The organism is Roseateles sp. GW821-FHT02E12 (assembly GCF_059421665.1).
Genome location: NZ_JBWKVK010000002.1, coordinates 1,538,227 through 1,555,396, shown reverse-complemented (window position 1 = coordinate 1,555,396; position 17,170 = coordinate 1,538,227). Strand labels below are relative to the sequence as shown.

The window sequence follows — 17,170 nt, the reverse complement described above, 5'->3', positions numbered from 1 at the left end:
AACGGTGCGCACTGCCCACGCTGCCTAGGCACCGCAAGCCAGCGCGCGCGCGACGATCTCCCGCACGCCGCCGGAGAGACCTGGTTGGGCAGCGACCCGCACGACGGCCTCGCGGGCTGCGCTGCGGTAGGGCTCGGCAAGCTGAGCCCAGTGGTCCATAGCGCGGGCAAGGCGTCCAGCCAGCTGCGGATTGCCGGCATCGATGGCCAACACCTGATCGGCCCAGAGCGCATAGCCGGCCCCATCGGCCTGGTGGAACGCTGCCGGGTTCGACATGCACAGGCTGCCCAGCACGCTCCGGGCGCGATTGGGGTTGGCGATGCTGAAGTCTGCATGCTGCAGCAGCCGCTTGGCTCGGGCAAACACGAGGCCGCCGGATTCGGTTGCGCCGGCCTGTACGGCGAACCATTTGTCCACTACCAGCGCGTCGTCCTTGAAGATGGCATGAAAACGCGCCAGTGCCAGTTCGGCAAGCTGCGCCTGAGCGTTCACCAGGGCCGTCAGGGCACCCAGGCGATCGGTCATGTTGGTTGCATCCCTGAAGCGTTCGTAGGCCTTGATGGGCCAGACGGAGTCGGTGTCGGACTGGGCGTCCAGCACAAGCATGGCCAGAGCCAGATTGCACAGCGCGCGCTTGCCTGACGACACGGCATCGGGCGTGTATCCACCTTCAAGGAGATTCGACTCGAAGGCGCCGACCCAGCCGCCATGCAGTCTGCTGGCGAGCTGAGTCCGCATAGCCACGGTCGCTGCGTGTATGGCCTGCGGATCCACGACATCCAACTGCTCGGCGATATAGCCCTCGTCCGGCAGGCTGAGTGCGAGCGCCTTGAATGCAGGATCCAGCTCGCCGTGTTCGAGAACGGCCCGCATGGCGTCGACGAAGCCGTCATCGAGCTCCACGGCCTGCCCCGCGCGCGCCGCCCGGAGGATGCGCCTGAGTGCCAGGCGCTGGCCGGCGTCCCAGCGGTTGAAGGCGTCGCTGTCGTGCCGCAGCAGCACCAGCAGGTTCTCGTCCGAGAGATCGTCGTCCAGTTCCACCGGAGCGGAGAAGCCGCGCAGCAGCGAAGGGACCGGAGGGCTGCCGATGTCCTCGAACACGAAGACCTGCTCCGCCCGTTCCAGCACCAGCACGCGCTCGACGCCAACGACCTCGGACTCGCCTCGCAGACGCAGCGGGAGCGTCCGACCCCGCTCGTCGAGCAGGCCCAGCGCCACCGGAACCACCAGCGGCAGTTTGGCTTCCTGTCCATGGGTGGCCGGGATGTGCTGCGACAGGCTCAGCGTATAGCTGCGAGCGACGGGGTCATGCACACCCCGCGCGGTCAATCGTGGCGTTCCGGCTTGCGAGTACCAGCGCTTGAAGCTCTCCAGCCGGGTGCCCAGTGCCGAACCGGGATTGGCATCGGCCATCGCCTGGGCAAAGTCGTCGCAGGTAACCGCCTGGCCGTCATGGCGCTCGAAATAGAGCTTGAGGCCCTTCTCGAAGCCGGCGCGCCCGACCAGGACCTGGATCATGCGCACCAGCTCGGCACCCTTGATGTAGACCGTGGGCGTGTAGAAGTTGCTGATCTCGCTGTAGCTGTCCGGCCGCACCGGATGGGCCATGGAGCCACTGTCCTCGGGAAACTGCAGGCTGCGCAGCAGGCGCACGTCCTGGATGCGGCAGACCGCACGGGCACTCGGCGTTCCGACGCGGTCCATGGCGAATTCCTGGTGGCGAAAAACCGTCAGGCCTTCCTTGAGCGAGAGCTGGAACCAGTCTCGGCAGGTCACGCGGTTGCCGGTCCAGTTGTGGAAATACTCGTGAGCCACCGTGTACTCGACGCGGGCGAAGTCCTCATCCGTGGCCGTGGCCCGCGAGGCAAGCAGCGCAGCCGTGTTGAAGATGTTCAGACCCTTGTTCTCCATGGCGCCGCTGTTGAAGTCGGATACGGCGACCACCATGAAGCGCTCCAGGTCCAGCGGCAGGCCGAAGCGCTTCTCGTCCCATTCGATGGAGGCGACGAGGCTGTTCATCGCGTGCTCGGTCTTGGCCAGGTCGCCGCGGCGGACGAAGAGCTGCAGCAGGTGCTCCTTGCCGGCGCCGCTGTGCACCTTCTGCTCCCGCTTGACCAGATCCCCGGCCACCAGGGCGAACAGGTAGCTGGGCTTGGGGAAGGGGTCGTGCCAGACCGAGAAGTGACGGTCCGCGTCGACATCGCCGCTGTCCTTGAGATTGCCGTTGGACAGCAGCACGGGGTACCTGGCCCTGTCTGCGCGCAAGGTGACCGTGTAGATGGCCATCACGTCGGGCCGATCCAGGAAGTAGGTGATGCGCCGAAAGCCCTCGGCCTCGCACTGGGTGAAGAAGCTCCCCCCCGAGGTGTACAGGCCCGAAAGGGTGGTGTTCCTCTCGGGTGCGCAGGTGTTGCGGATCTCGAGTGTGAAGTCCGCGTCCGGTGCACTGTCGATGACCAACCTGCCCTCCTCCAGCCGGAACGCGGCGCCGGCGCCGTCGATGAGCACGCGCAGCAGGTTCAGGTCCTCGCCATGGAGGCGCAGCGGGCCATGCGCAACGGCTCGGTTGCGCTCGATCCGCATCTTGCTGGTGACCAGCGTCTCGACGGGATCGAGGTCGAAGCTGAGGTCGACCGTGCGAATCCAATAGGGTGGCTGCTGGTAGTCGGCGCGGTAGACAAGGGAAGGGGCTGTGCCCTGGCTCATGGATAGTCCTTGGATGCAGGTCGATGGGTAGCGCATGGCGCCGCTTCGGGCCGGTGAGGCAGGCAAGACGGGGCCTGGCCTGCCGGCGGCGCAATGCTCAGGCCATGGTGGAGTGGGTGCCCGGGACAGGCATCGAACCGGCGCTCAGTTCGGCGAGGAGCTTTTCCCGGGCGCCGGCGACAGACGCAGCCTGTGCGGCCTTCACATGGCCATAGCCGCGGATCTGGGTCGGCAGGCTTGCCAGCTTGATGGCCGGGAGCTGCGTGTGCGCAGCAAGCGCCTGCAGCAGCAGCTCGATGTCGCCTTCGTATTGGGCGAGCAGCTGGCGATCAAGCGCACGCTCCGTGTTGTTGCGAAACGGATCCAGCCATGTGCCTCTGAGCCCCTTGAGCCGGGCCATCCATCTGAATGCAATCAGCAGCCAGGGCCCGAGTTCGGCCTTCATGACCTTTTGGCTGCCCGGATCCGTCTTCGCGAAAGGCCAGGCACCCACGTGGAAGCTCAATCGGAAGTCGCCTTCGAATTCCTGTTCGATGGCTGCCTTGAACTCGGGCGCGCTGTACAGGCGCGCCACCTCCCATTCGTCCTTCACGGCAAGCAACCGGTGGTAGTTGTGCGCCACGGCACGCGTGAGGCCGTCGCCGTTGCCTAGCGCTGCCTCCGCCTTGGCCACGCGGTCCACGAGTGCACCGTAGCGCGCAGCGAGCGCCGCGCCAGTGTGGGCCAGCAGGTGGGCACGCCGATGCTCCACGATCTCGCCCACGGTGCGATGCTGGCGCAGCCGAACGGAGATCACCTGTGCCGGCATCCTGGCCGCCGCAAAGGATTCGACGGCCGGAAGATCGTGCGCGGCGCGGCGCCCCCACAGCAGCGCTTCCTTGTTCATGGCGATGGCGACGCCGTTGAGCTCGATGGCCCGCTCGATGGCGGCCAGAGCGACCGGCACGAGCCCGAGCTGCCATGCGGCGCCCAGCATGAACATGTTCGCCGCAATGGGGTCGCCCATCAGTGCCATAGCCAGGCGCTGCGCATCCAGCGTGGCAAGTCCGTCGCCCAGCGCGGCGCGCAGACGTGCGCACATGCCCTCCCCGTCCTGCTGCGAATCCGGGTTGCGTGCGAACTCGGCGGTCGGGACCAGATCGCTGCTCACCACGGCGCGGCTCGTGCCCGCCAGCAGCCGCGACAGCGATTCATCGCCCGAGGCCACCACCAGGTCGCAGCCGATCAGCGCATCGGCCGACTGCGGTGCGATCCGCGTGGCGTGCAGCATCTCGGGCCGCGGCGCAATGTGCACGTGGGAGTGCACGGCGCCGTACTTCTGCGCCAGCCCGGTGACGTCCAGATTGGAGCTGTACAGGCCCTGGAGATGGGCCGCGACCGCCAGCGTCTGGCCGATGGTGACCACGCCGGTGCCGCCGATCCCGGCAATCAGGACGGCGTGGCGGCGGGTCAAGGGTGGGACGGCGGGTTCGGGCAGCTCCCGGCTCCACTGCGGCCCGGGCGCAGCCGCGCGGGCGGGCGCCCCGGACTTCCTGGGCTTTGCGCCATGCAGCGTGACGAAACTCGGGCAGAAGCCTTCCACGCAGGAATAGTCCTTGTTGCAGCTGGACTGGTTGATGCGGCGCTTGCGCCCCAGCTCGGTTTCCAGCGGCTCGATGGACATGCAGCTCGACACCTTGCCGCAGTCGCCGCAGCCCTCGCAGACGGCGGGATTGATGAAGACCCGCTTGTCGGGATCGCTCCATTTGCCGCGCTTGCGCAGCCGGCGCCGCTCGGTGGCGCAGGCCTGGTCGTACAGGATCACCGACACGTCGGGGTATTCGCGGAACTCCTTCTGGATGGTATCCAGTTGGGTGCGGTGATGGACCGGCACGCCGGGAGGAAGCGCGACCTGGGCATAGCGCTCGGGCTCGTCCGTGACAACGGCCATCTTGCGCACGCCCTCGGCCGCGAGGCCTGCAAGGATCTGGGCCGGCGACTGCCCGGTCTCGACCGCCTGGCCACCCGTCATCGAGACGAAGCCGTTGTAGAGCAGCTTGTAGGTGATCGGAACCTTGGCGGCGACGGCCTGGCGCACGGCCAGGAAACCCGAGTGGGCGTAGGTGCCGTCGCCGAGGTTGGCGAAGACGTGCTTTTCCTCGGTGAAGGGCTGCTGCCCCAGCCACATCACGCCTTCGGCCCCCATGTGGGAGACGGTGGTGGTCTGCCTGGGGTTGATCAGCATGGCCATGGTGTGGCAGCCGATGCCCGCCAGCGCGCGGCTGCCCTCGGGCACCTGGGTCGAGCGGCCATGCGGGCAGCCGGAGCAAAAGCTCGGCAACCGCATCGGCCCCGCCGGCTGGCCGGGCTTCAGGACCGGCGCAGCAACGGGGCAGACATCGAGCTGCGGATGGGATTGCCGCAGGACGTCCGCCAGCACCTTGGCGATCAGGACTGGCGAGAGTTCTGCCGCGTTGGGGAAGGCCGCGGCACCTCGCTCGGGATCGAAGACACCACCGCCCACATGCTTGCCGATCAACTGCGGTTGATCGGGCTGGCCATAGAGCACCGCGCGCAGCTGGTCCTCGAGCACCGGGCGTTTTTCCTCGACGACAACGATGGTCGACAGGCCTCGCGCGAACTCGCGCACGATGCCGGGCTCCAATGGCCAGACCAGGCCGATCTTGAGTAGCCGCACGCCGAGCTCGGCCAGCCGCGAGGCATCGACCCCGAGCGTTCCCAGAGCCTGCTGGACATCCTGCCAGGACTTGCCTGCCGACACGATGCCGATGCGCGCGCCAACGGCGGCGCCAGTGATGCGGTTCAGGCCGTTCACGCGTGCGTAGGCCAGCACGGCGGCATGCTTGTGGTTGTAGAGCCGGTCCTCCTGCACCAGCGGCATGTCGAAGCCCCGGGCGTGATAGCCCTGGCCGAAGGGATCCTGTGGTCGACTCGGGGCCTCGGGCAGCGAGATCAGCGGTGCGTCGGGCGCAACGTGCACCGAGCCCCCGCCCTCCACGACGTCGGTGACCACCTTCATGCCCACCCAGCAGCCCGAGAACCGGCTCATGGCGATGCCGTGCAGGCCGTAGTCCAGAAGCTCCTGCGTGTTCGACGGATAGAGCAGCGGCATACCTACGGCCATGAAGATGCCGTCGGAAAAGTTCGCCACGGTCGAACTCTTGGCGCCGTGGTCGTCTCCGGCAAGGCACAGCACGCCCCCCCTGGGGGAGGTGCCGGCCAGGTTGGCGTGCCGCAGCACGTCGCCCGAACGATCCACACCTGGGCCCTTGCCGTACCAGATCCCGAACACGCCGTCGACCTTTGCGCCGGGGAACGTGCCCACGTATTGGGCGCCCCAGATGGCCGTGGCGGCCAGATCCTCGTTCAGCCCTGCGCGGAAGACGATGTTGGCAGCTTCAAGCGCCTTCTGCGCGGCCCACAGTTCCATGTCGTACCGGCCCATCGGCGAGCCCCGGTAGCCCGATACATATCCGCCCGTGTTCCAGCCCGCCGCTGCGTCGCGCAGCCGCTGCTGCAGCGGCAGGCGCACCAGCGCCTGGGTCCCCGTCATGTAGAGCCAGCCTTCGGCGGCGGCGTACTTGTCTTCCAGTGTCGTTTCCGGCTTCTTGAGTTCAGACATCACTTGTTCCATTCGTCCATCGGGGCGCAGGTTCCCTGGGCACAGCCTCAGCGCGCGACGCTCAGTACGCGACGCTGAAGCCGATCAGGTGGAACACGACCGCGACCCACAGCAACACAAGACTGGCGGCGGCACTCGCGACACTCCAGATCCGGGCAGCCAGGCTGCGGGCGGCTGCGCTGCGGCTCGTCGCCCAGGCGTTCCAGCAGGTCGCGACAGCCGCGAGCGGGAACACGGCGATGCTGAGCAGGTGGAGCGCCTGAAGCCACGGGTCCGATGCCGAGCTGAAGTTGAAACCCACCACCATCCAGGCAATCGTCATCAGCCAGGCGAGCATCAGCAGGCTCCCCGCCGCCGCCGCCAAGCGAGCCCATCGCAAAACGCGCGCAGCGTGCCCGGCCAGCGGCACCGGCCTGCCGTGGTGGCGGCGCACCAGCGCGCTGACGGGCCAGAGCACCGCGGTCGACAGCAGCACCGCGAGCGACGCCGCCAGGGCAGGCACGAGCCACGCGGCATCACGCCAGGCCGGCACGCGCAGGAAGACAGAGGCAGGCGACTCGGTGTCCTCTCCCCACATCAGGACACGCCCCTCGTGCGCCTTGGCAGCCAGCCGGTGCTCGCCGCCAACCTCCTTCCACACCCAGGGAGACACCTCCTCGAAGCGCCGAGGCCTGCCGTCCAGGCCGACGATGCCGGAGGCCGTCACGCGGCCTTCGTCGTCCACCGCGACCTCCGTCTGCATCGCCAGCGCGAACAGCGACAGCGGACCACGCTCCTCGCGAGGCGAGGTGCTCTCGTAGTGGCCTGCGAGCGCTTCGGCCCGGGCCCGGGCGCCGCCTGCTGCCACCCGAAGTCGCGCGGCCGTCGGCGGGAAGTAGCGATCGGCGAATGCGGCCGTGAGCGCACTGCGGATGTCACGCGCCGCATCGTCCCGGCCATTGCTGTTGAAGGACACGAACAGTCCGACACGCTCATCGGGGTAGAGCTGCAGGGCGCTGTGAAAGAGCCTCGTCTCGCCGTCGTGGCCGATGATCTGGCGGCCATTGCGACCGAATTCGAAGAATCCGAGCCGCATGCGGTTGAGCTGCGCGTTGATGACCGTGAGCGGGCTGTCCTGCATCTGGCGCGCCGTGGCGGGTTGCAGTACCCGCTGGCCGTCGATCTCTCCCTGCTGCAGGTGCGCGATCATGAAGCGTGCGACGTCGGCGCCCGTCGTGACGGCGCTGCCCGCCGGAGCCGGGAATATCTCGTAGGGACGCGGCGGCGCAGAAGCCAGGTCATAGCCGTTCGAGAGCTGCGCGCTCCATGCTGCCGCAAGCGGGAAGGCGAAGGTGGTGTTGCGCATGCCCAGCGGCGCGAACACCTGCTGCAGCGCATACGCCTCGAAAGGCATGCCCGAGACCCGCTGGACGATATAGCCCGCCAGCGCCGCGCCGTAGTTCGAATACGCCGGGACCTCGCCCGGGGGATAGATCCGATCCGGGAGATGTCGATGGATGTAGTCGTCCAGCGACGTCGCCCGGGCGGGGTCCGTCACCAGCAGATCCTTGAACGCCTCGTGGAACCCGGCCGTGTGCGTCATCAGGTTGCGCATCGTGACCGGCCGGCCTTCATACGGCGGGATCGTGAAATCCAGATAGCCGTTGACGTCGCGGTCGAGATCGATGCGGCCCCGCTCGACCAGTTGCATGACAGCGGTCCAGGTGAACAGCTTGGAGACCGATCCCGGGCGTATCAGGGTGGCTTGCGGGTCCATGACACGGCCTGACGCCACGTCGGCAAGGCCATAGCCCTTTTGCAGCAGCACGTTGCCATCCCGGACCACCACGACCACGGCACCCGCCACGTCGCCGCGCTGCAGCGCGACAGGCACGAAGCCATCAAGCCAGGGCTCCAGATCCCCACGGACGAGCGGCGCTGCGGCGACGAGCGGCGCGGCATTGACCGGTGCGGCCGATACCGCCACGGACAGCGCCATGGCGGTGACCAGCAGCAGCCACAGGACGAGTTCTCTCAATTTAGCAACCTCTCGAAGCGGATGAGCGGGTGAAGTTCAGCCTATGGCGATCGCTATCAAGCCGAAGATGCCAAGCGCAAGGGCGGCGATCGCCTCGCCGGCGATCAGGCCGCCTCCTATCAGGGAGGGGGTGCTCATCTCCGCCGACTCGCGCTCCGCAGCCGACGGCTTCCCTCGGGATGCCCCCACGTATTCCGTCAGCGAGGCGATCGTGCCGCCAGCGGCAAAGTAGGCAGCCGTCGACAAGTTGATGAACCCACCGAATCCAAGCGCATAGGGCGAGGGAAGCAGCAGCGTGTCCACGAGCCAGTCCGCGGCGCTGCCACGCTTGCCGCTGGCCACGAACTGCCGGTAGCGCCTGCCCGACTTGAGGAGCGCGCGCAAGACCTGCAGCCCCAAGCCGATGGCGATGCCCAGCTGCATTGCCATTCGCTGGTTCGCGCTGTCTGCGGTCAGGCTGCGCAGCACGCTGACGAGCTTGTAGGTGCCAGCCGAAGTCCACTGTGCCGCCTGCTCGCCGGCCGATTGCATGGTCTGGTCAACGCCCAGCACCGGATAGGCCGACATGAAGAGCCTGGCGAAGCCGATGGCGGCCACGGCGCCGAGCGCAATGCCGCCGACCTGGTATCGGAACTGCAGCGCGCGGCTGGAGCCCAGCCGCCAGCCGGTCGAGCGGTCTTGCTGCATGTCCCCGGCCACGCTGATGGCGATGGAGACGACCGAACCCGTGAGGAGGCCCACCATCGGGTCGCGCAACGCCAGCATCGCCATCAGCATGATGGTGATGACGAAGGCTGCGGATATCGGGTTGTTGTCGCTGATCCCGGCCGCAATGCCATTGACGAGGCCGAAGACGAAGACCAACGCAACGGCGACAAGCAGATAGCTGACGGGCAGCTGCAGCAGCACCACGCCGACGGCCACTGCGGCGGCACCCCAGCAACTCGTCCACAGGAGCAGGCGCGGGGTGCTCATCACGCCTGGCATGGCTGGCGCCCCCGCAGGCCGGCTGCCTGTGTCCCGCCAGCGGCGCGCGGTCTGCACCAGCATCGCGGACAGGTCGAAGGACACCGCGCCGAGCAGACCGCCGACGCCAAGCAGGAAAGCGATCTTCCGGTAGGGATCGCCCGGCTGGAGCCAGCCGATGTTCACGAAATGGGGCGTCAGCGCCGTGAAGATCAGGCTGGCCACCAGCGCCGGAACGGCGATGCGCGTGCCGACGATCATGCCTGCACCAATCGTCGACACGGAGAGCTCCAGGGCTGCGACGACAGGCACTACCGCGCCGGCAACGGCACCACCGACCCCCAGCACCATGCCCCCACCAAGCTTGGCGATGGAGCGCCGCAGCAGGACGGGATCCGTGAGTGCGCGAAGGATGTTGGCAACGGCCAGGCCGCTTGGAAAGGGCAGCTGCAGCCGGTCGACGAGCAGCGGCGTGTAGAGCATTCCCACGCCCGCACCGAACATCCCGATGCACAGCATGTAGAGCATCAGCGGCACGAGGGGCGGCTGCGGCAGCCCGAGCCACACGAGCGCCTGCACCAGGATCCCCATGGCGCTCATGCCCGCCACCGAGGACGCGATGGTCTGGATGTAGTTCGCGCCGTGCCGGCCCTCGCGGCCATAGCCGAAGGTCACGACGGATCCCAGGATGCCGGCCAGCACCTGGCCTCCGACGAAGAAGCCCAGCGAGAAGACCATGTAGGCCGACGTGAGTCCGCAAAGCGGGCCCAGGACCAGCATGCCGGTGACCACGAGCAGCACGTGGTACTTCCACGTGCCCATGGCTGGCAGCCACTTCCAGCGAGGCCCGGCATTCGATGACGCCGGAGACGGGCTTGCAGCAGCGCCCAGGCCAGCCGCCTCTGGCAGGGTGTCGAGAACTTCAGCCATCAGGGACCACCCCATGTGCTGCCCGAGCCGCGGACCTGGCCTTGTTCGTAGATGACGCCGGGGTGCCGGTCGTTCTCGAGAAAGATCGGACCGTCGAGATCGACCAGGTCGCAGCACTGACCCACCAACAGGGCCGGCGCCGTCGCCAGCGACGTGCCGCCCATGTTGCCGACCATGACCCGCAGGCCCAGCTGCCGGGCCTTGTCGGCCATCAGCAAGGCCTCCGTGAGCCCCCCGCATTTGTCGAGCTTGATGTTGACCACGTCGTAGCGTCCGGCCATGGCCGGCAGATCGACCAGGGACTGCGCGCTCTCGTCGGCGGCCAGGGCAATGGGCGATGCGAGCGCGTCGATCCAGTCGTCCTTGCCGACAGGAAATGGCTGCTCGATCAGTTCGACCCGCGCCGACACAAGCACGGGCAGCAGCGCAGCCAATGATTCAGGATCGAAGCCCTGGTTGGCGTCCACGCCAAGCCAGACGTCCGGCCGCACCGCGCGCACGGCCCGCACCCGATCGGCGTCCTGGCCGTCGCCGAGCAGCTTGAGCTTGAGCGCCCTGGCTGCCGGGTAGCGTTGCGTCGCGACCTGCGCCATGCGTTGCGGCGTTCCTGCACCGACGGTGAACGTCGTCGTCAGCGGGACAGGCTCACCCAGTCCGGCCAGCTGCCACGCAGCCTGCCCTGTACGCCGAGCCTCCAGCTCCCAGAGGGCGCAGTCCAGCGCATTGCGCGCCCCGCCGGGCGGCATGAGCTCGCGCAGCGCAGCACGCGTGATGCCGGCCTCGATGTCCGGTCGAACGGCCGCGATCCGGTCCAGCAGGACCTGGGGCGTGTCCCCGAAGTAGTAGATGCCGCTGGCCTCGCCTCGTCCGCTCAGGCTGTGCCCACTCAGGGTCACGACAACGACCTGGACCCGGGTCATCGTGTAGCCGCTAATCTTCAGCGGCTCTGCCATCGGCCAGTCCTCGACGACAGCTTTCAAGGTGCATTTCATGTGACGCTCAATCCACCTTGACCAGGGACAGGTCCTGGAAGTCGAAGCTGAAATCCGTGGTCGGGAGGATGGCCTTCATCGTGATGCCGTCGATGCGGCCATCAAAGCCCTGCGAGAAGCGGACGAAGGCATCGGCGTTGAGGCTGCGATCCGACCAGCGGACGACGAACAGGTTGCCTGCATAGGGCCTGAGCGTGCCCTCGAGCTTGCTGGTGCGGCTGAACTTGAGCACCAGCCTGTCGCCTTCGGCCCTGACCACGACATCGCCCCGCCAGGGATCCGTGTAGCGGCCGGCATAGGTCTGCAATGGCAGAGCGGCCCTGGCGCCGGCGACTGTCTTCTCGACGGCGGCGTCGATGGCTGCGGCCTCGTCATCGCGCTGCGCCGTGATGCCCGCGAGCATCGAGACGAGATCGCGCTTGGGCGCACCCACGTAGGAGTCCAGGATCTGGTTGCCGACGGCCTCCATCGCGTAGGGATCGTTCTGGTTGGTGAACACCAGCACGCCCAGCTTGAGCTCCGGAATCATGGCTACCCACGTCGAGCTGCCCGGGACGGAGCCGTTGTGCGCGACGCGCTTGTAGCCGAACTCGTCCGTCAGTTCCCAGCCCAACCCGTAGCCGCTGAAATGCGTGCGCAGCAGTGCGGCCTGCACCGGCTTGACGGCCTCGACGGTGTTGACCGTCCACATCTCCTCGGCACGTTCCTCCGAGTACAGCTGCGCGCCTCCCGGAGCGCGCCCCTGGGCCAGCAGGGTCTGAACCCAGATGGCCATGTCGCGGATGCTGCAGTTGATGGTGCCGGCGCCGCCCACGACGCGGATGTCCTCGACGGGAATGCGCGCCAGCTTGCCGGCAATCATCGTGTGAGGCGCCGCCAGGGCGACTCCGCCGGCCAGGCGCGAATGGCTCGCGGCACAGGATCCCATCTGCAGCGGCTTGAAGATGCGCTGCTCGATGAAGTCCTCCCAGGGCTGCCCAGTCACCGCGGGGATCAGCTCGCCCGCGACCATGTACATCAGGTTGTCGTAGTCGTACTTGGCGCGAAAGCTCGACACCGGCTTGAGGTGGCGCAGCCCGCGGATGATCTCGGCCCGCGTGAAGTCGGTCGCCGGATAGAACATCAGGTCCCCGGCACCAAGGCCGAGGCCGCTGCGGTGGGTCAGCATGTCGCGCACCGTGAACTCGCGCGTCACGTACGGGTCGTGCATGCGGAACTGCGGCATGTGGTCGATGACCTTGTCGTCCCAGCGCAGCCTGCCCTCGTCCACCAGCAGGGCGAGGGCGGCGGCCGTGAATGCCTTGGTGTTGGAGCCGATCTGGAAGACGGTGTCCACGTCCAGCCGCGCCGCTTCACCCAGTGCACGCACGCCGTATCCCTTGGTGAAGATGGGCTTGCCATCCTTGACGACCGCGACAGCCATCCCGGGGACCGAGAAGGTCTTCATGGCGCGCGCAACCGTGTCGTCAATGGCTGCGGGAGAGATGGCGGGACCGGAGGGGGCGCTCACGGCTGCGGCACAGGCCAGAGCAGCGAGGCCGCCCGCGAGCAGGCGGAGCATTGGAGGGGTAGGAGATGCAGTCATGGTCTTGTCCGTTGGCCGGATCCGCGCGGGCTACTGGCCGCCCTTGAAGACCTGGCCGGCCTTCATGACGAAGCTGACGGCGTCGCTGTCGCCAAGCTTGTCCATGTGGCTCAGCGGATCGATCTTCATGGCGATGATGTCGGCAAGCTTGCCCGGGGCGATGGAGCCCAGGGTGTCGGCGCGCCCCAGCGCAGCAGCCGCGTTCATGGTGGCGCTGCGCAGAACCTGGTCCGGTGGAATGCCGGCGGCGACCAGCAGCGCGAACTCCTCGTGGCTGCGCTTGGTGCTCATGATGCCGAGGTCCGTGCCGTAGACGATGGGCACGCCAGCCTTGAATGCCTTGGCGGCGCCCTGCGACGCGTCCTGGAAGCGGTAGTCGATGAGCTTTGCGGCGAGCAGGGTCGGCGTGAAGGCCGTGCCGCGCTTCGTCATCATCTCGATGGCCACGTCGTCCAGGGGGCCGTGCTCGATGGTGTCCGCGCCAGCGCCGATCACCATGTGCAGGTATTCAGGGGTGCCGTTCACATGGGCGGCGACCTTGCGGCCGAGCTTGTGCGCGGTGTCGATGATGGCCCTCACCTCGCCTTCGCTCTCGAGCATCGCGGTATTGGGAACGCGCACGGCAGTGCTCGACTGGCGCAGCTTGATCACGTCGGCACCGCGATTGGCCTCCATGCGGACGACCTTGATGCAGTTCTCGACGCCTGAACAGTTGCCGCGGTTGGTGACGTGGCGTTCCAGGTCGGAGCGCACCCCCCATTGGGACGCGTCATAGTCCCCGCCGTCCAGGCTGATCTGGGCTTCGATCGCGAGCAGCCGGGGGCCCGGGATGATCCCGTTCTCGATGGCATCGCGCAAGGCATAGGTCGTCTCGGTCGGATCCCCGAGATTGCGGATGGTCGTGAAGCCGCTCATCAGCACGGCTTGCAGTCGGGGCAGGGTCTCGAGCGCCAGCTGCACCGGATTACGCATATAGGCAAGCGCGATCTGGGGCCCTACCGGAAGCTCGAGGTTGAGCTCGCCGCTGACATGGGTGTGCATGTCGATGAGGCCGGGCATGACCCAGGAGTCCCTCAGGTTGACCACCTTGTCGGCGGCAACGAATCCGTCCTTGATGGCGACGACCTTGCCGTCCTCCACGAGGATGGATTGTTTGCTCTTGATGGGCTTGCCGGCTTCTGCAATCAGATGGCCTGCGTGGATGACGGTGGTGCCGGCGAGCGCGGCTTGCGCGAGGGCTGCCGTGCACAGGGCGACAGCGAGCTTGAGAAGGTTGGGCATTTGATGGCGTGGCATGGATGTCGGAGCTGTTTCAGCAGGCGCGTCGTCGAGGCGTGTCATGCGGGGGGGCGGCTCAGCGCGAGGCTTCGCTGCTCAGGATCGTCGCGGCCAGTTGCTCGGCCGCCAGCAAGGGGGAGCAGCCCGACCGTTCGGCCAGGAGGAAGATCCGCATGCAGGTGTCGTAGATGCCTTCGACCATCTGCCGGGTCTGCTCGGGCGCCCGGTTCAGCACATCGGCGGAACCGCTGATCAACCCGCCGACATTGGCGATGTAGTCCGGAACGAACAGCACGCCCTTTTCGAACAGCATGCGGCCGTGTCTGTCGAGATCGGCCAGTTGGTTGTTGGCACCACCACAGATGATGGGGGCTCGAACCCGAGGCACGGTCTCGTCGTTGAGCACTGCACCGATCGAGCAAGGGGCGATGGCGTCGACCTCCAGGGCGAAGAGCTGGCCCACGCCAACTTCGCTGGCACCGTATTCCTCGACGGCCAGGCGGACGTTGTCGGCATTGATGTCCGCCACGAAGAGCTTCACACCGTCCTTGCGCAGATGAGCCGCCAGGTTCTTGCCCACGTTGCCGAAGCCCAGGATCGCGACCGAGGACAGGGGACGCCCGAGCTTGTAGTCCGCGGCCGCCTGCAAGGCCCGATAGACGCCATAGCCTGTCAGCGGCGATGTGTCACCGCTCTTGCCCGGCAGGCCTGCGACAAAAGACGTCGACCGGTTGATCGCGACCATGTCGTCTGGCGTGATGCCGATGTCCTCGGCGCAGATGTACTTGCCTCCCAGTCGCTCGACGCAGCGGCCGAATGCCTCCAGCAGGGCCTCGCTCTTGAGCGTCTTGGGGTCACCGATGATGACCGTCTTGCCGCCACCGAAGGGCAGCCCCGCCAGGGCGCTCTTGTAGGTCATGCCCTTGCTCAGGCGCAGCACATCGCACAACGCGTCCTGCGAGTTCGCGTAGGGGAAGAATCGGATGCCTCCACCGGCCACGCTCTTGCGGGAGTTGTGGATGGCGATGATGGCCCTCAAGCCCGTAGCTTCGTCGTAGAAGTGGCTGACGTGCTCGTGCCCGTTGAATTCCGGGTGTTCGAAAAGACTCATGGGGACTCTCAATAGTTGGGGTTGAAGCCGATCAGGTGGCAGTCCAGGGCAAAAGCCAGGATCACGGCGAAGGCCGCGACCCAGAGCAGAGCCACCGCGCGCGGCCAGCGGCCGTGGCCTGACTTGAGGACTTCGCAGGCTCGCCAGAGTGCCGCTGCAAGACCGCCGGCAAACGCCAGAAGGCTCAGCGCCTCGGCCGTGAAGACTCCCGCGGGAATGTCGGTGTAGTTCTCGCCGAGCCAGTACAGGACCCAGGCCCAGAGGCCGAGCGCGACAAGCGCGAGCAAGCAGCTGAGCCGTACTGCACGCAAAGGCCATGAGCTCGCCGTCTTGACTGACACCCCGTAGTGGCGGCGGGCAATCGCGGCGACTGGCCAAAGCAACGCCGTGCCCAGGACGACAGCGATCGAGCCGAGCAGCAGGGGGACCATCGGTGCCGCTGCGGACAGCCCCCGCAGCGGCTCGAAGACGAAGGCGAATGCATAGGGCTCGAGCGACCAGCGCAGGACCTTGCCATCCTTGACGATGGCCTGCAGCTTGTTGGTGGTGCCCATCTCCTGCCACAGGAAGGGCTGCGCCGTCTCGGCGTAGACGAGGGTCTCGCTGCCGAGCTCCAGCTGGATGGTTCCGTTGTCGTTGGCCACGACGGTCGTCGGGCTCAGCACGGACAGCATGGACAGGAAGTTGGTAAAGGAGCCTCGCGTCGCCGCATATTTGCCGGCGATCAGACGACCATGCTCGAGGGCCGTCGCACGGTCCGCCATCGCCGCACCGCCTTGCGGATTGGGCAGGTAGCGCTTGGCGAATTCCTGGAACAGCCGCTCCCGAAGCAGGCCCCCCTGGTTGTCCTTGCCCGGGGCGTTGACTGAGATGAACAGCCCGATGCCGTCGTCGACGAAGAGCACCAGATCACTGTGGAAGTAGATGGTGTCGCCGCCATGTGCCACCACCCGGTGGCCGTTGACGTCCTGCTGATAGAAGCCCAGTCCCATGCCGTTCAGGTCGGGCAGTGCCCGCGTGACGGTCGTGTGCATCTGGCGCACCGTCTCGGGCTTGAGCAGCTGTCCGCGCTCCCCTCGGCCGCCCTGCAGGTAGGCCAGCATGAAGCGCCCCATGTCCTCGCCCGTGGCTGAGAGGCTTCCGGCGGGCGCCACGTTGACGGTCTCGAAGCCCTTGCCGACGACATCCCGCTCCCGGTAGCCGGTGGCCATCTGCGACTGCAGCGCGGGCGGCAGCGGCTGTCGCAGCGTCGAGTGCTGCATGCCCAGGGGCGAGAAGATGCGCTGGTCGATGTAATCGTTGAAGCGCTGGCCGCTGGCTCGCTCGACGATGTAGCCCGCGAGCGTGGTGGCGTAGTTGGAATAGCCCGGCGTGCTGCCCGCAGCGAAGACCCGCGCAGGCAAATGCTTCCTGAGCCAGGGCCCCATGGCCGCGGCTGCGCCGTCGAACGTCACCAGGTCGCGGTTCGTCTCCTCGAAGCCGGTCGTGTGCGTCAGGATGTGGCGCAGCGTCAGCGCCTTCCCGTCGTGCTCGGGGATCGCGAAGTCCAGGTAGCGGTTGACATCGGCGTCCAGGTCGAGCTTGCCCTGCTCCACCAGTTGCATCACCGCAGTCCAGGTGAAGAGCTTGGAGATGGATCCCAGCCGAAAGAGCGTGGCCTGCGGATCCACCGGCGTCTGCTTCTGCCAGTCCGCATGGCCGTAGCCCTTCTGGATCAGGGGCTTGCCGTCCTTGACGAGGACCACGACGGCGCCGGGCACCCGGGCATTGCGTATCGCCGTGGGCATCAATCCGTCGAGCCAGCTCTGGGCGTCGGCCGCCGTCAGTTCGGCGGCCTGCACCTGCATGGGCACGGCCGACGCCAAGACCAGGACCGAGAGAAATCGAATCAACCAAGATGACATCAGGAAACCCTTGCGGGACAGAAGGCTCACGCGCCCGGCACTGGCACGGGCTCTGACGA

9 protein-coding genes are annotated in these 17,170 nt (G+C 67.1%); all 9 read right to left on the bottom strand.

The genetic code is table 11. The annotated features are described in order from the left end of the window. Positions 1-24: 24 nt before the first annotated feature. Entirely contained in the window at positions 25-2,706 is a 2,682-nt protein-coding gene (gene pepN / locus AC07V5_RS17865; RefSeq protein WP_495117019.1) for an aminopeptidase N, read from the bottom strand. A 97-nt stretch (positions 2,707-2,803) separates the two neighbouring features. After that, complete coding sequence (locus AC07V5_RS17860) at positions 2,804-6,340, bottom strand: indolepyruvate ferredoxin oxidoreductase family protein (protein ID WP_495117018.1); 3,537 nt, start codon at positions 6,338-6,340, stop codon at positions 2,804-2,806. 49 nt (positions 6,341-6,389) lie between these two features. Continuing rightward, a complete protein-coding gene (locus AC07V5_RS17855) occupies positions 6,390-8,345 on the bottom strand; it encodes a serine hydrolase domain-containing protein (protein WP_495117017.1) in 1,956 nt (651 codons plus the stop codon). 36 nt (positions 8,346-8,381) lie between these two features. Beyond that, a complete protein-coding gene (locus AC07V5_RS17850) occupies positions 8,382-10,241 on the bottom strand; it encodes an OPT/YSL family transporter (protein WP_495117016.1) in 1,860 nt (619 codons plus the stop codon). Continuing rightward, positions 10,241-11,221 (bottom strand): dipeptide epimerase, encoded by a 981-nt coding sequence (locus AC07V5_RS17845; protein ID WP_495117015.1) that lies wholly within the window; start codon positions 11,219-11,221, stop codon positions 10,241-10,243. Before AC07V5_RS17845 ends, AC07V5_RS17850 begins: the two co-directional genes overlap by 1 nt. A gap of 19 nt (positions 11,222-11,240) precedes the next feature. Then, positions 11,241-12,743 carry a serine hydrolase gene (locus AC07V5_RS17840; RefSeq protein WP_495117014.1) on the bottom strand — a complete coding sequence of 501 codons (1,503 nt, stop codon included), beginning with the start codon at positions 12,741-12,743 and terminating at the stop codon, positions 11,241-11,243. Between the two features lie 105 nt (positions 12,744-12,848). Next, on the bottom strand, positions 12,849-14,114 hold the full coding sequence (locus tag AC07V5_RS17835; protein ID WP_495117013.1) for a metal-dependent hydrolase family protein: 1,266 nt from the start codon (positions 14,112-14,114) through the stop codon (positions 12,849-12,851). A gap of 58 nt (positions 14,115-14,172) precedes the next feature. Further along, a complete protein-coding gene (locus tag AC07V5_RS17830; protein ID WP_495117012.1) occupies positions 14,173-15,207 on the bottom strand; it encodes a Glu/Leu/Phe/Val family dehydrogenase in 1,035 nt (344 codons plus the stop codon). An 8-nt stretch (positions 15,208-15,215) separates the two neighbouring features. Next, entirely contained in the window at positions 15,216-17,141 is a 1,926-nt protein-coding gene (locus tag AC07V5_RS17825; protein ID WP_495117011.1) for a serine hydrolase domain-containing protein, read from the bottom strand. Positions 17,142-17,170: the final 29 nt, after the last annotated feature.

What these genes read in the sequence shown, in the direction of transcription:
- AC07V5_RS17830 (WP_495117012.1), bottom strand. Translation starts at nt 15,207, where the DNA reads ATGAGTCTTTTCGAACACCCGGAATTCAACGGGCACGAGCACGTCAGC.
- AC07V5_RS17835 (WP_495117013.1), bottom strand. Translation starts at nt 14,114, where the DNA reads ATGCCACGCCATCAAATGCCCAACCTTCTCAAGCTCGCTGTCGCCCTG.
- AC07V5_RS17850 (WP_495117016.1), bottom strand. Translation starts at nt 10,241, where the DNA reads ATGGCTGAAGTTCTCGACACCCTGCCAGAGGCGGCTGGCCTGGGCGCT.
- pepN (WP_495117019.1), bottom strand. Translation starts at nt 2,706, where the DNA reads ATGAGCCAGGGCACAGCCCCTTCCCTTGTCTACCGCGCCGACTACCAG.
- AC07V5_RS17860 (WP_495117018.1), bottom strand. Translation starts at nt 6,340, where the DNA reads ATGGAACAAGTGATGTCTGAACTCAAGAAGCCGGAAACGACACTGGAA.